The 16,415-nt window shown below is 60.6% G+C and carries 15 protein-coding genes; 5 read left to right on the top strand and 10 right to left on the bottom strand.

The window, feature by feature from the left end; all coding sequences use genetic code 11:
- Positions 1-95: 95 nt before the first annotated feature.
- The gene (locus HFO71_RS21410) at positions 96-1,727 is read left to right on the top strand and encodes an acyltransferase (protein ID WP_077976795.1); all 1,632 of its coding nucleotides are present in this window, start codon (positions 96-98) and stop codon (positions 1,725-1,727) included.
- Between the two features lie 11 nt (positions 1,728-1,738).
- On the opposite strand, the gene HFO71_RS21405 is transcribed toward HFO71_RS21410, so the two are convergent.
- Positions 1,739-2,626: a LysR substrate-binding domain-containing protein gene (locus HFO71_RS21405; RefSeq protein WP_077976794.1), complete on the bottom strand. Its 888-nt coding sequence runs from the start codon at positions 2,624-2,626 to the stop codon at positions 1,739-1,741.
- 111 nt (positions 2,627-2,737) lie between these two features.
- Here HFO71_RS21405 and HFO71_RS21400 point away from each other — a divergent pair, with 111 nt between their 5' ends.
- The 3 genes from HFO71_RS21400 to HFO71_RS21390 are packed head-to-tail and all read left to right on the top strand — an operon-like array spanning position 2,738 to position 6,393.
- The gene (locus HFO71_RS21400) at positions 2,738-3,991 is read left to right on the top strand and encodes an aromatic ring-hydroxylating oxygenase subunit alpha (protein ID WP_077976793.1); all 1,254 of its coding nucleotides are present in this window, start codon (positions 2,738-2,740) and stop codon (positions 3,989-3,991) included.
- Between the two features lie 10 nt (positions 3,992-4,001).
- The gene (locus HFO71_RS21395) at positions 4,002-5,072 is read left to right on the top strand and encodes an FAD-binding oxidoreductase (protein WP_221988406.1); all 1,071 of its coding nucleotides are present in this window, start codon (positions 4,002-4,004) and stop codon (positions 5,070-5,072) included.
- A 40-nt stretch (positions 5,073-5,112) separates the two neighbouring features.
- Entirely contained in the window at positions 5,113-6,393 is a 1,281-nt protein-coding gene (locus HFO71_RS21390) for a M24 family metallopeptidase (protein ID WP_221980072.1), read from the top strand.
- 114 nt (positions 6,394-6,507) lie between these two features.
- Here HFO71_RS21390 and HFO71_RS21385 read toward each other — a convergent pair whose 3' ends face one another.
- The 9 genes from HFO71_RS21385 to HFO71_RS21345 all read right to left on the bottom strand — a co-directional run bounded on the left by HFO71_RS21385 (position 6,508) and on the right by HFO71_RS21345 (position 15,628).
- Entirely contained in the window at positions 6,508-7,518 is a 1,011-nt protein-coding gene (locus tag HFO71_RS21385; protein ID WP_077976790.1) for a GlxA family transcriptional regulator, read from the bottom strand.
- 226 nt (positions 7,519-7,744) lie between these two features.
- A complete protein-coding gene (gene gfa, locus HFO71_RS21380; protein ID WP_132612109.1) occupies positions 7,745-8,317 on the bottom strand; it encodes an S-(hydroxymethyl)glutathione synthase in 573 nt (190 codons plus the stop codon).
- Positions 8,318-8,371: 54 nt separating this feature from the next.
- Positions 8,372-9,208, bottom strand: coding sequence for an S-formylglutathione hydrolase (gene fghA / locus HFO71_RS21375; protein WP_077976788.1), 837 nt, complete (start codon positions 9,206-9,208; stop codon positions 8,372-8,374).
- Between the two features lie 3 nt (positions 9,209-9,211).
- Complete coding sequence (locus tag HFO71_RS21370) at positions 9,212-10,339, bottom strand: S-(hydroxymethyl)glutathione dehydrogenase/class III alcohol dehydrogenase (protein ID WP_132612111.1); 1,128 nt, start codon at positions 10,337-10,339, stop codon at positions 9,212-9,214.
- 151 nt (positions 10,340-10,490) lie between these two features.
- The gene (locus HFO71_RS21365) at positions 10,491-11,186 is read right to left on the bottom strand and encodes a dimethylsulfonioproprionate lyase family protein (RefSeq protein ID WP_132612113.1); all 696 of its coding nucleotides are present in this window, start codon (positions 11,184-11,186) and stop codon (positions 10,491-10,493) included.
- A 15-nt stretch (positions 11,187-11,201) separates the two neighbouring features.
- Positions 11,202-12,143, bottom strand: coding sequence for an electron transfer flavoprotein subunit alpha/FixB family protein (locus tag HFO71_RS21360; RefSeq protein WP_132612115.1), 942 nt, complete (start codon positions 12,141-12,143; stop codon positions 11,202-11,204).
- Between the two features lie 25 nt (positions 12,144-12,168).
- Positions 12,169-12,918, bottom strand: a complete 750-nt coding sequence (locus tag HFO71_RS21355) for an electron transfer flavoprotein subunit beta/FixA family protein (RefSeq protein WP_132612117.1) — start codon at positions 12,916-12,918, stop codon at positions 12,169-12,171.
- Positions 12,919-12,937: 19 nt separating this feature from the next.
- A complete protein-coding gene (locus HFO71_RS21350; protein ID WP_132612119.1) occupies positions 12,938-13,543 on the bottom strand; it encodes a dimethylsulfoniopropionate lyase in 606 nt (201 codons plus the stop codon).
- A gap of 48 nt (positions 13,544-13,591) precedes the next feature.
- Positions 13,592-15,628: an NADH:flavin oxidoreductase gene (locus tag HFO71_RS21345; RefSeq protein WP_132612121.1), complete on the bottom strand. Its 2,037-nt coding sequence runs from the start codon at positions 15,626-15,628 to the stop codon at positions 13,592-13,594.
- Between the two features lie 147 nt (positions 15,629-15,775).
- Between HFO71_RS21345 and HFO71_RS21340 the strand changes: the two genes are divergently transcribed.
- The gene (locus HFO71_RS21340; protein WP_011649280.1) at positions 15,776-16,405 is read left to right on the top strand and encodes a TetR/AcrR family transcriptional regulator; all 630 of its coding nucleotides are present in this window, start codon (positions 15,776-15,778) and stop codon (positions 16,403-16,405) included.
- Positions 16,406-16,415: the final 10 nt, after the last annotated feature.

The raw sequence follows: 16,415 nt of genomic DNA, 5'->3' as shown, positions 1-16,415 counted from the left end.
TGCTTTTGGACGGATCCGGCCGTCTGATGCAGCGAGACAACGGATCGCTGAATCAGGTGAATATTCGGCGGTTGAACCTGGGAATGAGGAGCAGGATGGATCAGGCCAACAGCCAGCAAACATCGGCAAGCGAAGAGAGGGAAGCGCGCAGGCTTCAATACCTGACCTGGGAACACATAGCGTCGGATCTCGATCATCCCGCTCACCTCTCTCGCAAGGCGGAACTCAGGCGATCATGCGGCGCGGAGCTGGCCGAGACGTCCTACATCGCCGAGAATGCCGCAATCTTCACCGAAAGCCTGACGATGGGCGAGCGGTCGTGGATCGCCGGGCACGCCCTCGTTCGCGGCGATGTGATTCTCGGCGACGATTGCACCATCAATCCCTATGCCTGTGTTTCCGGCACGGTGACGTGCGGTCATGGCGTGCGGATTGCTTCGCATGCCTCGATCGTCGGCTTCAATCATGGCTTCGACGATCCGACCATTCCCATACACCGCCAGGGTGTCGTCAGCATCGGCATCACGATCGGTGACGATGTCTGGATCGGCGCCAATTGCGTGATCCTCGATGGCGCCACCATTGGAAACGGAGCGGTGATCGCCGCCGGAGCAGTGGTCACGGGGGACATTCCCGCCATGGCGATTGCCGGTGGCGTGCCCGCCCGGGTGCTGCGGAGCCGAGGCTCGGCGCCCAAAAAATCCGGCACTGGCGACATCGAAGATCAATTGGTCAGGCTCGGCCAGAAAGCGAAAGACCAATGGCCTGATATTCTTGCGCGCTGGAAAACGGACGGAGCCTATGAATCGCTGGAAGCAGACGGCATCCGCAGACCGGCGATCCGGCATCTCTGCGATGCAATCGAGATCGCTGCCGGCTTCGGCTACCTGCCGCCTTACCTCGATGCGGCGGAGACCGTCGAGCGTCTCCAAGGTCTTCAGGACCGAGAGACCGGCCTTTTCCCGGAAGAGCATGCGCGAATGCATGGCAAGGCGCTCTATAACGTCCTTGCGGTTGGCTATGCGCTTGAACTGCTTGGTTCCGGTCCACGCCAACCGGTCCATGCGGTCGAGCTCGTCGCCAGGGAGCTGGATGAATGGCTGAGCGCTCTGCCTTGGTCGACTCGGGCATGGCACGCCGGAAGCGTGGTCGATGCAATCGGAACTGCCATGTACTTCAATGCGAAGTATTTCGGCATCAGGCATTCACGGCAGGCGCTTTTCGAGTGGCTGAGCCGTAATGCCAACAGCGTTTCGGGACTATGGGGTGAACCGACCGCGGCGGAAGGATGGCTTCAACCGGTGAACGGCTTTTATCGCCTGACGCGCGGCACCTACGCCCAGTTCGGCGTGGCACTTCCCCACCCGCACGCCTCGCTCGAGACGGTTCACCTCAACTATCGCAACCACAAGGGCTTCGTTGCCTCAAAATACAATGCGTGCAACCTGCTCGATACGATACACCCTCTGCTGCTGATTGCCCGGCAGACCGACTACAGGCGGGGCGATGGCGAAGCGATCGCCCGCAAGCTCATATCAAGGGCCCTGGAGAGATGGCAGGATGGCGAAGGATTCCCATTTGCGGATGGTGGTGAGCCGAGTTTGCAGGGAACGGAAATGTGGCTTTCCGTCATTCACCTGGCGGCCGATTTTCTTGGCCTGGCAGATCGCTTCGCATTCGTCCCGAAAGGCGTTCACCGGACGGCAACCGTGGGACTGGGTTTGTGACTATGCTTCGATCACCCGTGCAGTGATGCCGTCAGCCAGGCGGCGGCAAGGTCCCGCGCATTGCTTCGCTTGGCTTTGACGGGCACGATCACGTTGTAACGATCCTCCGCCGCAAGCTCGCCGCCGCCGATCTGCACCAGGGTTCCATCCTCCAGAAAGGTGCCCACCAGCATGCGCCATCCCAAGGCGATCCCTTGGCCTGCGCGCGCGGCTGCGATGGTTTCGGTATAGTGGTTGAACCGAAGCGACGGCTTTACCTCGAGGTTGGCGCCGGTCAGCGAAAACCACTGCGCCCAGCTATACCAGGACCGATCGAGAACATCCGTTTCGATGAATTCGTCGGCGGAGCCGAGCGGGCCATCTCCGCGACGCTTGAGATAGTCGGGAGAGCAGACGGGGCAGATGACGTCGCCATGCGAGGCGATGACGGTGCTATCGCTGAAGGGAGGCACACCATATCGAATTGCCACATCGACTTCTCCGTCATCGAGAGCGATCGAGCTGTCCTGGGATATCACCCGCACCAGGATGCCGGGGTTCGCACGGCGAAATTCGGCCAGCCGCGGCAGCAGCCAGAAAGAAGAGAATGCAACGGTCGCCCCTATGGTCAACACGTCCTGGCTGCGCGACTGGAGCGCTTCCACGCTCTCGGCAATATCGGCAAAGCTCTTGGCCAGCGTGGCTCCGAGGTTGATGCATGCCGCCGTCGGCTCGATCGCTCGATGCTTGCGCACGAATAGGGGCAGGCCGAATTCCTCCTCCAGCAAGGCAATCTGCCTGCTGACCGCCGCCTGGGTGACACCCAATTCGGTCGCAGCCGTGGTGAAGCTCTTCTTTCTGAGCACCGCCTCCAGGGTTACCAATGCCGTCAACGACGGGATCCGTCTTCTAAAGTGCATCACAGAACCCCTTATCGCATGATAAAAACTCATGCGAACCTAATTTTTTATGCCGTTGAAACAACGCAACTGCAAGAGCAATTTGGGGAAACTCTCGCATAAGAGGTTCTGATGCTAAACAAGCTCCCATCTTCCATTTCCGCCCTTCTCGACGCTCGTGCCAATGGTCACTCTCTGCCGGCCGGCCTTTACGTCAGGGAAGACGTGTTCGAAGCAGACATCGACGTCTTCTTCCACAATCACTGGATTTGTGTCGGTCTCGATTGCGATGTTCCCGAACCCGGTGACGCCACCGTGATCGATATCGGCAAGACGAGCTTGATCCTTCTGCGTGACGACGACGGAGAAATTCGCGTCCTGCACAATGTCTGCCGCCATCGCGGCTCCCGCCTTCTCGATCCGGGCAAGACGATCGTTTCAAAACTCGTCTGTCCCTATCACACCTGGACATACGAACTGACGGGTGAGCTCAGCTACGCGCCTCACATGGGCAAGGACTTCGACAAGGAGTGTCGGAGCCTCAAGCCCGTCACTTTCAAGTCGATCGGCGGGCTGGTTTATGTCTGTCTCTCCGACAATCCGCCCGAGGACATTGCCATCCTCGAACAGGCCGTGACCGAGCGCCTCGCCCCCTACGACATCCGAAACGCAAAGGTTGCCTTCCAAACGGATGTCATCGAGGATGGCAACTGGAAGCTGACGATGGAAAACAATCGCGAATGCTACCATTGCTCCGCGAACCATCCGGAGCTTTGCGTCTCCTTCGTCGATCTCGACTTCGGCTTCGACCCGGAGACGCTGAGCCCGGAGGATCGCGAACAGGCCGAGGAACACTTCAGGCTGTATGAAGAGCAGACGAAGGCGTGGGAGTCTGACGGCTTCCCCTCGGCTGCCATCGAGCAGCTCGCCGACTGCGCCACCAACTTCCGCACCCAGCGGCTGATCATCGCAGGCGCCGGCGAATCCCAGACCCACGACGCCACCGCCGCATCCTCCAAGCTTCTTGGGCACATGACCCGCAAGGATCTCGGCGACACGCATCTTTGGGGCCACAACAGCTGGAACCACTTCATGGGCGACCATGCCGTGGTGGCAACCGTCATCCCGCTCTCGGCGGGCAAGACGCTGGTCAGAACCAAGTGGCTGGTCCACAAGGACGCCGTCGAAGGCGTGGATTACGATCTCGACAAGCTGACGGATGTCTGGGTCGCGACGACGGACCAGGACGCCGATCTGGTGGCGCGCTCCCATGCAGGCACTCTCGACCCGGCCTATCAGCCAGGCCCCTACTCCCGCTTTTCCGAGACGAACCTCGACAAGTTCGCCAGCTGGTACATCGATCGGATGCGCGCCCATGGATACTAGGAGCCCGCAGATGCCCGTAGCCAGGGCCGCCCTTCACGACGTCTGGAACCCGGAAGAAGACGACGCGCTCGTCTGCCTCGACGTCCAGCAGGAGACGCATGACGTCAAAACGTTCACCTTTGCCTCGCGTGAGGGCAAGCGGTTCGTGTTCAAGGCAGGGCAGTATTTTCTGTTCGACCTGGAACATAATGGAGACGCTGAAAACAGGTGCTACAGCATCTCCTCCTCGCCGCATCGGACGAACGCCTTCTCCGTGACGGTGAAGCGCGTCCCCGGCGGAAAGATCTCCAACTGGCTTCATGACACCCTGGTTCCCGGCGCGACCGTCAAGGCGAATGGACCGCTCGGCCACTTCGTCAGGCCCGAGACGTCGGGACGCAAGCTTCTGCTTTTGTCCGGCGGCTCCGGCATTACCCCCGTCATGTCCATTCTGCGTGAGATCGCCGACAGTTGCGAACCTGCCGACGTCGCCTTCATGCACGCCGGCCGGACGCCGCAGGATCTGATCTTTCGCGACGAACTGGCCTGCATCGCCCGCAGGCTGAAAGGCCTTCGCCTGCATTTCCTCCCGGAGACCGTGGCCGGCGAGCCGTCCTGGCCCGGTCTGACCGGCCGTATTTCGAAGGACTACATGCGGCTTGCGGTTCCCGATATCGCCGAGCGAACTGTGATGTGCTGCGGCCCCGCCCCGTTCATGGCCGCCGCGCGCGGCATTGCCGCCGAACTCGGCGTACCCGGCTCGAACTACCTGGAGGAAAGCTTCGACGCCGCGGTCATCGACGAACCCGAGATCCCCGTGGTTCAGGAGGCAGCTGCCAAGGTCTTTCAGGTCACCTTCTCGAAGCAGGCGCGCAGCATCGACGTCTCCGGCGACCAGAGCGTGCTCTCTTGTGCGAAAAAGTCAGGCGTCAGGATCCCGTCGTCCTGCGCAAACGGTGTCTGCGGCACCTGTAAGTCGAAGCTTACGTCAGGCACGGTCGACATGAACCACAATGGCGGAATTCGTCAGCGGGAAATCGACGCCGGCTTCTTCCTGCCCTGCTGCTCCAAGCCGCTCAGCGATCTGATCATCGAACGCTGAACATCCGGGGCGTCGTTCACCGCAACAAGGACTGACTGAGATGCTGCGAGAGGAAAGCGATTCCGCCGAGCCGACCGGCTCGAATATCTTCAAGGACGCGCGAAAGCAGGCATACCTCAACCCTGAAGGAGCCGACCGGCCTCTTATCAGTCCTGTGCCGGCTACGACGCTCGATCGGGTTCGCCGCTATCGTCTGGAGCGCCTGCGCGGGAAGATGCGCGAATGGGACTGCGGCGCCCTGCTTCTCTATGATCCCGTCAACATCCGATATGCCTTCGATTCATCGAATATGAGCATCTGGACGATGCACAACGCCTCGCGCTACGCTCTGATCCTCGCCGATAGGCCGGCCATACTTTTCGAATTCGAAGGCGCCGAACACGTCAATGACGGGCTTCCCGGCATCGACGAGATCCGGCCGGCGAAGTCATGGATATTCTTCACATCAGGGAACCTTATGGAACCCCGACTGAAAACCTGGGCGGACGAGGTCGCGGACCTCGTAAGCCGCAATGGCGGCAACAAACGCGTGGCGGTGGACAGGCTTGAACCGGCGGGCGCGTTCGAATTGCGGGAACGCGGCTTCATGCTCTTAGACGGCCAGGAACTGGCCGAGCGGGCGCGATCCATCAAGAGCGCCGACGAGATCGAGCTGATGAGATGGACGATCCGTGTCTGCGAAGCAGGCATGGCGCGGATGTACGAGGTATCCGAGCCGGGCCGCACCGAAAGAGAGATCTGGGCCGAGCTTCACTTCGAAAACGCACGCAGCGGCGGCGAGTGGCTGGAGACCAAGCTTTTGACCGCAGGCCCGAGAACAAACCCCTGGTATCAGGAATGCTCGGACTACGTCATCAAACGCGGGGAGATGATATCCTTCGACACCGATATGATCGGACCCTACGGCTATTGCGCCGACCTGTCGCGTTCGTGGACAGCGGGACATGTGGCGATGAGCGCCAAGCAGAAGGAACTCTACGCCGCTGCCAGGGATCAGATCGAGCACAATCTCGCCGTCCTGAAGCCCGGCATGACGTTCGAAGAGTTCAATGCGCTGTCGTGGCGGATTCCGGAGAAATACCAACCTTATCGATACACGCTTGCTTTGCACGGAACCGGAATGGCGGACGAATGGCCGGGGATCCTTCTGCATCCGGATTTCGACCCTGATTTCAGCGGCATCATCGAGGAGAACATGGTTCTCAACGTCGAAAGCCTGATTGCCGAAGCCGGATCCGAGAGCATCAAACTGGAAACCCAGGCTCTGATCACGGCACGGGGAGCCGAGCGGCTGGACACGTTTCCGTGGGAAGAGATCTGAATAAGCCCAGAGCATGATGCCGAAAAGTGTGATCGGTTTTCGTACGACATCATGCTCTAACTATATAATTTAGAACAGGATGATTGAGGCCGACCCGGCCTAAATCATCCTGTTCTAGTGCGCTCTCGAAGCAGCACGATGCTGTGACGGCGTCTGCCCGAATGTGCGCTTGAAGGTTCTTGTGAACTGCGAGGCATTTTCAAAGCCGACATCCAGCGCGATCTCGATCAGAGGCGCCTTCGACTGGGCAAGGATCGATTTCGCCCGCTCCATGCGAACACGATTATAGGCCTTGGCCGGAGACATCCCCGTCTTGTCGATGAAGATCCTCTCCAGTTGCCGCCTCGACAGGCCAACTGTGGAGGCAAGCTTCTCGATCGACATGCTGCCGTCGACGAACTGTTCCATCGTGATCATCGCCGCTTTGACGCGGGCATCGTCATAATCGTCATAGAGCGGACGCCGGGGCTGGACGTCCGCAGCTGCGCGGGCTCTCTCGATCTGCAGCACCTCAAGTGCGTTTCGTTCGGCGTCGCGGCTGATGTATTTCCTGACCAACAGCGCGGCCATGTCTGCTGAACTGCTGCCGCCGGCGCAGGACCCACGCTGGCGATCGAGATTGAAGAGCCGGTCGGAACGAACGTTGAGATCGGGGAAGCGCTCCCGGAACTCCTTGTAGTGCAGCCAGCTTACACAGGATTCATGCCGCTTCATCAGGCCCGCCGCGGCAAGGATGAACGACCCCGTGCACACGCCGATCAGCGGCACCTTCTTGGCGTCCGCCTGCTTGAGAAAGGCGATGGTCTCCTGGTCGACGGGGTTTTCCACCGTCAGCAGACCGCCGACGACGACGATGTAATCGAAGCGCGACGGGTCGACGAAATCCGACGTCGGCGCGACTTGGACACCACAGCTCGCGGTGATCAGGTGCCTCGTGCTGCCAATCACCTGCCAGTCGGCAAGGACTCTTCCGGAACGATCCTGCTCGTCGCTGGCGAGCCGCAGCGTGTCCACGAAGAGGGCGAAGGCGGACAGCGTGAACGATCGCGCCAGAACGAACCCGACCTTGAGCCGGCTGGCCGACTTCGCAGCGTCATCTGCCTGGCGATGCTGATCGGGTCGCATACTCATCTCCCTGTCGCCTGTAAGAGCGTGCTCATCGAATCCGAAAGACATGCGCTAGCGGATCATGATCGTCAATGAAAATGGGTTTGTCCAATGTTTCCCTTGGCTTCGATCCGGCTAGCCCGGGCGGCCGGCAGGCCGGCGCGCGGCCATCACGGAATATCTCTATATCCCGATAGCGGCAGTTTTGCTGGGGAGCACCGCGTCGGCGCTCCCCAAGGTCAAATCACGCGGCCAGGACGCCGCTCTTCTTGGCCATCCAGGTTGCGATGTAGTCCATCAGGCCAGGGTTTAGGCAATCGTAAGGCTCGAGGCCGGACGTCCTCAGTTGCGCCCTGACAGCGTCCATCTTTGCGGGGTCGAAACCGCTTTCGATGATCGACGACACGAAGGCCGCAAAACCCGGCTTCGCCCAGCCGCTTTCCTGAAAGCGTTCCGGATGGACGAACGACAGTCCCTGGAACGGATGTTCGCGCACGACCGGCCCATACATATGCACGCCGCATTCCTTGCAGGCGTGGCGCTGGATCAAGGCTGTGGAATCGACGACGGCGAGCTTGTCGCCATTCTCCTGAACTTCGACGCTTTCGGTCGGCGCAACTGCCACGACCGAAAAGACTGCGCCCTCGGGCTTCCAGCACTTCGTGCAGCCACAGGCGTGATTGTGGGCGATATCGCTTTTGATCCTGACCTTCACCGGGTTGCTTGCGCATTTGCAGACGAGCGTCCCGCCTGCGAAAGCAGCGTCAGTCGCCCGAAAGCCTGAATCCACTGCCGGATGTATGGCTATGCTGGTCATGGGTTTCTCCTCCCCTTCTGGGCCGTTTGCGATATGCCCGGCCAAGCTCTGCAATCAGTCTCCCAACCTTCGCGCGTGCCAGCGCAGATGGTCTTCCATGAAAGTCGAAATGAAGAGGTAGGAGTGGCCGTAGCCTTCCTGCATGCGAAGCCGCAGGCTGATGCCGGCCGTCTCGCAGGCTTGCCTGAGCTCTTCGGGGCGCAATCCGTCCTCCAGGAAACTATCCGCCGTCCCCTGGTCGACGAGGAATTCCGGGAACCGGTGCCCGTCTTCGATCAGCGAGCAGGCATCATATGCTCGCCAGCGCGCTTCATCGGCGCCGAGGTATTTCCGGAATGCCGGCTTTGACCAGCCGGAGACCGAGGGATGGCTGATCGGCGCGAAGGCCGAGCAGCTGCCGAAGCGTCCGGGGTTCTTGAGCGCAATGGTGATCGCGCCATGTCCGCCCATCGAGTGACCGAAGATTCCCTGTCGGTCCATGTCGACCGGAAATTCGGCTTCGATAAGCTTCGGCAATTCATCGACGATGTAGCTGTACATCCGATAATTCTGCGCGAACGGCGGCTCAGTGGCGTCGACGTAAAAGCCGGCTCCCTTGCCGAACTGCCAATTATCAGGTTCATCCGGGACGGCCTCGCCCCGCGGACTGGTGTCGGGGCAGACGATGATCATGCCGAGTTCTGCGGCAAGACGCCGATACTCGCCCTTTTCCATGACGTTCGCATGGGTGCAGGTCAGGCCGGAAAGGTACCATAGAACCGGCAGCTTCCGTGCTTTGGCCTGCGGCGGCAGGAATACCGCAAAGGTCATGTCGCAGTCGCAGGCTTCCGAGCGACCAACGTAGACGCCCTGGGTGCCGCCATGAGAATTTTCGGTCGAGATCGTCTTCATGGCTCAGTACACGACCACGCCGCGGATGCTTTCGCCCTTGTGCATCAGCTCGAAGCCCTTGTTGATGTCTTCGAGCGGCATGGTGTGGGTGATCATCGGATCGATCTGGATCTTGCCCTGCATGTACCAGTCAACAATCTTCGGCACGTCGGTGCGGCCGCGCGCGCCGCCAAACGCCGTGCCCATCCAGTTGCGGCCGGTAACCAGCTGGAACGGACGGGTGGAGATTTCCTGGCCGGCGCCGGCAACGCCGATGATAATGGACTTGCCCCAGCCGCGATGGGAAGATTCCAACGCCTGGCGCATCACCTTGGTGTTGCCGGTGCAGTCGAACGTGTAGTCGGCGCCGCCGATCAGGTCGCCGTGGCGCTTGGTCAGATTGACGAGATAGGGCACGATATCGTCGCCGACTTCCTTCGGATTGACAAAATGGGTCATGCCGAACTTTTCGCCCCAGGCCTTGCGGTCAGGGTTGATGTCGACGCCGATGATCATGTCGGCGCCGGCAAGACGCAGGCCCTGAAGCACGTTGAGGCCGATGCCGCCGAGACCGAAGACGATGGCGGTCGCGCCCATCTCCACCTTGGCGGTATTGATGACGGCGCCGATGCCTGTCGTGACACCGCAGCCGATGTAGCAGATCTTGTCGAATGGCGCGTCGGGATTGACCTTGGCAAGGGCGATTTCCGGCAGCACGGTGAAGTTCGAAAAGGTCGAGCAGCCCATATAGTGGTGGATTTTGTCCTTGCCGATCGAGAAGCGGCTGGTTCCGTCCGGCATCACGCCCTGGCCCTGGGTCGCGCGGATCGAGGTGCAGAGATTGGTCTTGCGCGAGGTGCAGGAATAGCATTCGCGGCATTCCGGGGTATAGAGCGGAATGACGTGGTCGCCCTTCTTCACCGAAGTGACGCCGGGGCCGACATCAACGACGATGCCGGCGCCCTCATGGCCGAGGATCGCCGGGAAGAGGCCTTCCGGATCGGCGCCCGACAAAGTGAAATCATCGGTATGGCAGATGCCCGTCGCCTTGACCTCCACCAGCACTTCGCCGGCCCGCGGCCCCTCCAGCTGCACGGTCATCACTTCGAGCGGTTTTCCTGCCTGTGTGGCCACGGCGGCGCGAACGTCCATTTTGATATCCTTCCTCTTAAATTGAATTCTGATGCTGCATATTCCGATCGACCGGCTCTCGCCGATCTGCTTCGCTGCGGTCCCGCCAAGACTTCAAGCTCTCGCCTTCGGGCTTTTGTTCATCTCGGGCCCATTGTCGCCAAGGAACCCATCACGTCTCCCGCTCAACCTGGCACCAGACCGCAAGCAGCGGCCGGGCTGTGCATCTTATCGCGAAGGATTGCCCCGCGTCGTTTGCAAAGACCGTCCCGATACCGGCAGAGAACCACTGGGAATCGCCGAGGCGGATTTCGCCCGGCGAAAGCAGAATGAAGGCACGGGGCTGCGACTGAACATGATCGGGGAATCTTGTGTAGCGATCCATGTAGATCACGCCGACCCTGAGATCGGCGCGCTCCTCCATGCCGCCGGGTCCCACCAACACCGCATGGGAATGCGTATTGCCAAAATTCAGGCTTGCGAACGGACCGGAGCGGCCGCGTCTCCAGAGCAGCTTATCGGCGAGACTCTGGAACTGGCCGGCGATCGCCTCGTATTTCCGCCCCGATTTTGCAAGATGGCCGATGGCGTCTTCCAGCCCTTCGGGCGCGCCGGGAAGAGGCCCGCCCTCCGGACGCACCTTGCCGGTCTTGAGCAGCCTCTGGAGAACCTTGCCCGCGACGAAACTGGCGACGGCGGGAGCCTCCGCCGACAGCATCAGGCCGCCGACATCATTGAGGAATTCCTGCAGCGGCCGAGAGCGCCGCTCTCTGCCGATGTCGTGCAGCCGTATGTATGCCGGCTTCTCGTCATCGTTGAGAAGAAGGTCGGCACCAGGTTTGATTGGACGTCCCACGACGCGCGCCACGTTCGGTCTCCCCGGTTAGAGCGCCTTTTGCAATTCCGGCAAGGCGTCGAAGAGATCGGCGACCAATCCGTAGTCGGCGACCTGGAAGATCGGCGCCTCCTCGTCCTTGTTGATGGCGACGATCACCTTCGAATCCTTCATGCCGGCCAGATGCTGAATGGCGCCTGAAATGCCGCAGGCAATGTAAAGCTGCGGCGCCACCACCTTGCCGGTCTGGCCGACCTGCCAGTCGTTCGGCGCATAACCGGCGTCGACGGCGGCTCTGGAAGCGCCAACGGCGGCCCCGAGCTTATCGGCAAGCGGCAGGATGACCTCCCTGAATTTTTCCGCCGAGCCGAGTGCCCGGCCGCCGGAGATGATGATCTTGGCAGAGGTCAGCTCCGGCCGGTCGGAGGCCGACAGCGCATCGCCGACGAAGGTCGACAGCCCCGGATCGGAAACCGCCGGGATCGCCTCGACGGTGGCCGAGCCGCCTTCCGGTGTAGAGGCAAAGGATGCGGTGCGCACGGTGATCACCTTCTTGGCATCGCTCGCCTGCACCGTCTGAATGGCATTGCCGGCATAGATCGGCCGCTTGAAGGTATCTGAGGAAATTACCTCGATGATCTCGGAGACTTGAGCGACATCGAGCAGGGCAGCGACGCGCGGCAGCACATTCTTGCCGACCGAGGTGGCGGCAGACAGGATCGTGTCGTAGCTGCCGGCCAGCGAGACGATCAGGTCGGCGAGCGGTTCGGCCAGATTGTTGGCGAGTTCGTCGCTTTCGGCCAGCAGCACCTTGGAGACGCCGGCAAGTTTTGCCGCCTGTTCGGCAGCGGGCTTGGCAGCCTTGCCGGCAACGAGCACATGAATATCGCTTGCCTGTTCCTTGGCGATCTTTGCGGCTGCCGTCAGCGCCTTGGCGGTCTGGTCGGACAGGCTGGCATTGTCGTGGTCAGCCAGAAGAAGAATGGTCATGATGATGGCTCCTGTTCCCAGCTGATTACAGCACGCCGGCTTCGTTTTTGAGCTTGTCGATGAGTTCGGCGACCGACTTGACCTTGACGCCGGCCTTGCGGCCCGACGGCTCCTCGGTCTTCAACACCTTGAGACGTGGCGTCGTGTCGACACCGAAGTCGCTCGGCGTCTTCTTGTCGAGCGGCTTCTTCTTCGCCTTCATGATATTCGGCAACGAGGCATAGCGCGGTTCGTTCAAGCGCAGATCGGTGGTGACAACAGCAGGCAGCTTGATCTCGATCGTCTGCAGGCCGCCATCGACTTCGCGGGTGACGGTCGCTTTGCCATCACCGATCTCGATCTTCGAGGCGAAGGTCGCCTGGGCAATTCCCATCAATGCCGCCAGCATCTGGCCGGTCTGGTTGCTATCGTCGTCGATCGCCTGCTTGCCAACGATGATCAGCCCCGGCTGTTCGGCGTCGGCGACAGCCTTCAAGATCTTCGCCACAGTGAGCGGCTCGATTTGATCGTCGGTCTCGACCAGGATCGCCCGATCGGCGCCCATCGCAAGGGCGGTCCTCAGCGTCTCTTCGGCCTTGGCCGGGCCGATCGAGACGACCACCACTTCCTCGCACTTGCCGGCTTCCTTCAGCCGCAGCGCCTCTTCCACCGAGATCTCGTCGAACGGGTTCATCGACATCTTCACATTGGCAAGCTCGACACCCGTGCCGTCCGGCTTCACCCGGATCTTCACGTTGTAGTCGACAACCCGTTTGACTGGCACGAGTATCTTCATGGGCAACCCCCCTTTATTTCTAAACTGCTGGCCGTTCGGCAAGTAATGCCCAGAAGGCGAAGAGCGGCGTGGCGAGCGACTTCATGGCATGCTTGATGTCGGGGACATTGTAGAGGGATCCGCCGATACCAGGCGAAAACCAGTCCCCTTCCCCCTGCTGGAACTCTCCCTCGGACAGTACGAGGTAGACCTCCTCTGGCGCATGAACGTGGTCGGGATAGCGCACCTGAGGCGCCATCAACGTCACGCCGACCCATAGGTCGCTCCTCTCCTCCAATCCTCCCGGGCCGATGATCATCGCATTGGCATGCCCATCGACAAAATTGTCGCTGGCCGTGTGGTCATACTTGCTGCGCCGACGCCATTCAAGCATTGGCTCGATGCCTTTGAACCCGTCGATCAATCGCGTCAGCGAAGGATAGGCCGTATCGATCGAGAGCGCCACATCAAGCTGAGCGCAAACGGGCAACCGGCTTCCCTCCCCCACGCGCGCAGCCCCCGGGCGCTCCAGCGCTGCAAAAATCTGACGGATCGAGCGGCGGGCTTCCGGGGCCTTGGCGAACTGATCGAAAGCCACGAAAGTCGCGTCCAGGAAAACCTGCAGGCTTTCATTGCGTAAACTCATGTCATCACCTCCCGAGACGATCGGCTGGCAAGCGGTCCGCTCTTGCGATCAGATATCTTTCGCAATGCGCAGCCCGTCATAGACGGCGGCATGCGTGTTGCGTGCGGCGACCGCATCGCCGATCCGGAACAGCTGAAACTTGCCATCAGGATTGCGAATGACGGACTGAGGTTCTCCGGAAAGAAGCTGATCGTGCGACATCTCGCCGAGATTGCTCGAGCTGGGCTTCAGTTCGAAATAGAGCTCGTCGAGCGGAATGGTTCCATGATTGACGACGATCTGGTCGAAGCTGTGCTGCCTGGCGATCCCGCCGTAATCGCTGCCGACATGGGCGACGAGTTGGTTGCCGCTCTTCTCGACGGCTTCGAGACGGTAGGTGACGGTGAAGGTCACATCGTGCTTCTGAAGAGACCGCATATAAGGCACCAGGTTCATGGCCATGACCTCGGGCGCGAAGGACCGGTCCGGCGTCATGATCTCGACCTTGGCGCCGGCCTTGGCAAGAAACTCCGCTGCCTGAAGGCCGGCATGATCGCCGGCGTCGTCGAAGATCAGCACGTTAGTTCCAGGCTTCACGTCGCCGGAGATGATGTCCCATGACGAGACCACCAGGTCGTTGCCGCTGGCGAGAACCTCGGTATGCGGCAAGCCGCCGGTCGCGATGATGACGACATCGGGGTTCTCGGCCTGGATGGTATCGGCTTCCGCCCAGGTGTTGAAGTGGAAGGTGACATCGTATTTCTCGCACTGGCTCATGCGCCAGTCGATGATGCTGATCATTTCCCTGCGGCGCTCGCTCTGGGCGGTGAGGCGGATCTGGCCGCCGGGATTGTTCGCCGCTTCGAAAACGACGACCTGGTGGCCGCGTTCTCCGGCGACGCGGGCCGCTTCCAGACCGGCCGGTCCGGCGCCGACAATGACGACCTTTTTCTTGGCCTCAGCTTTCGCCACGATATGCGGCATGGTCAGTTCGCGGCCGGTGGCGGCATTGTGAATACAGAAGGCGGCCCCGCCCTGGTAGATGCGATCGAGACAGTAATTGGCGCCGACGCAGGGACGAATATCGTCTTCCCGCTTTTCGATGATCTTGCGGACGATATGGGGGTCGGTCATGTGGGCGCGGGTCATGCCGATCATGTCGACCTTGCCGGAGGCGATCGCGTGGCGCGCAGTGGCGACGTCAGGAATTTTCGCCGCATGGAAGGTCGGGAAATCGGTTGCGGCGCGAATTTCGCCGGCGAAATCGAGATGCGGCGAATTCGCCATGCCCTGGATCGGGATTACGTCGGTGAGACCCGCATCGGTATCGATGTGACCGCGGATAACGTTCAGGTAATCGATCAGGCCGCTTGCCTTCAGACGCTTGGAGATTTCGATGCCGTCGCCCTTGCCGGTACCGCCGGGAAGACATTCGTCGGCGGTGTAGCGCACGCCCAGAATGAAGTCGTTCCCCACCCTTTGCCGGATCGCCTTGAAGACGTCGAAGCAGAAGCGCAAACGGTTGTCGAGCGAGCCGCCGTAGGGACCGTCGAGCTCGTTGGTGAGCGGAGACGTGAACTGATCGATCAGGTGGCCGTAGGCTTCCAGTTCGACACCGTCCATGCCGCCTGCCTTCATGCGCTCGGCAGCGTCGGCGAAATCCTTGATGATGCGCTCGATGTCCCAATCTTCCATCTTCTTCGGGAAGGCGCGGTGGGACGCCTCGCGCTGATGCGACGGCGCCACGACAGGCAGCCAGTCGCCCTTGTCCCAGCGCGTGCGCCGGCCGAGATGAGTGAGCTGAATCATGATCGCCGCACCCTCTTCATGCACGGCGTCGGTCATTTCCCTGACCCAGGGTACGATCTCGTCCTTATAGGCGAGCAGATTGTTGAACACCGGCGGGCTGTCTCTGGAAACCGCAGCCGAGCCGGCCGTCATCGTCAGGGCCACCCCCCCCTTTGCCCGCTCCACCGTATAGGCGCGATACCTCTCCTTCGGCATGCCGTCTTCCGGATAGGCCGGTTCGTGGGAGGTCACGATGATACGGTTGCGTAGCGTCAGATGCTTGAGCTGGTAGGGTTGAAGAAGGGGATCGTTCGACATGGGCCGTGGTTCCGGATTAAAAACGTCAGGGCAGACGCTAAGCATAATGTACATATGTGTCAACATTGAAAACAACTGGGTCGTTGTTTTCGACACTGATGTACATTTTTCTTGTGCGCGGCTTGATAATTTGATAGGAGATAGCCCATGGATCAGGCTTTGAACGACACTGGCTGGCGCGGATCACAGGAGGGATGGCTGGAAGCAGCTTACCACTCGCTGCTGGATTCCGGCGTGGATTCGGTGAAAATTCTGCCGCTGGCGAAGAAGCTCAATCTCTCGCGCACGAGTTTCTACTGGTTTTTCAAGGACCGGGAAGAGCTTCTGGCCGGGCTCGTGGCGCGCTGGCGCGACAAAAACACCGGCAACATCGTCAAGCAGTCCGAAGCCTACGCGGAATCGCTTGCCGAGGCGATGCTCAACGTCTTCGACTGCTGGCTCAACAATGATCTGTTCGACGCCAGGTTCGAATTCGCTGTGCGCAGCTGGGCGCTGCAGTCCGACGAGATTCTCGCCGAGGTCCGGCAAGCCGATCAACTCCGGCTTGATGCGCTCAAGCGGATGTTTATCCGGTTTGGGCTACCAGAAGCGACATCAGATGTCCGAGCGCGAACAACTTACCTCGTGCAGATCGGATATATCTCCATGCAAGCCAAGGAGGAACTCGCCGTCCGCATGAAACGGATTCCCGAATATATCGCGATCTACACCGGCGAAGTGCCGCAGCAGAGGGAGCTCGATCGCTTCTTCTCGCGGCATGGCTACAGGCCGGGTTAGGGAAGGCCGG

Source organism: Rhizobium laguerreae (genome assembly GCF_019778565.1).
GTDB classification, from domain to species: domain Bacteria; phylum Pseudomonadota; class Alphaproteobacteria; order Rhizobiales; family Rhizobiaceae; genus Rhizobium; species Rhizobium laguerreae.
The sequence above is the reverse complement of the archived record's forward strand: the minus strand, read 5'-3'. Positions and strand labels throughout refer to the sequence as shown.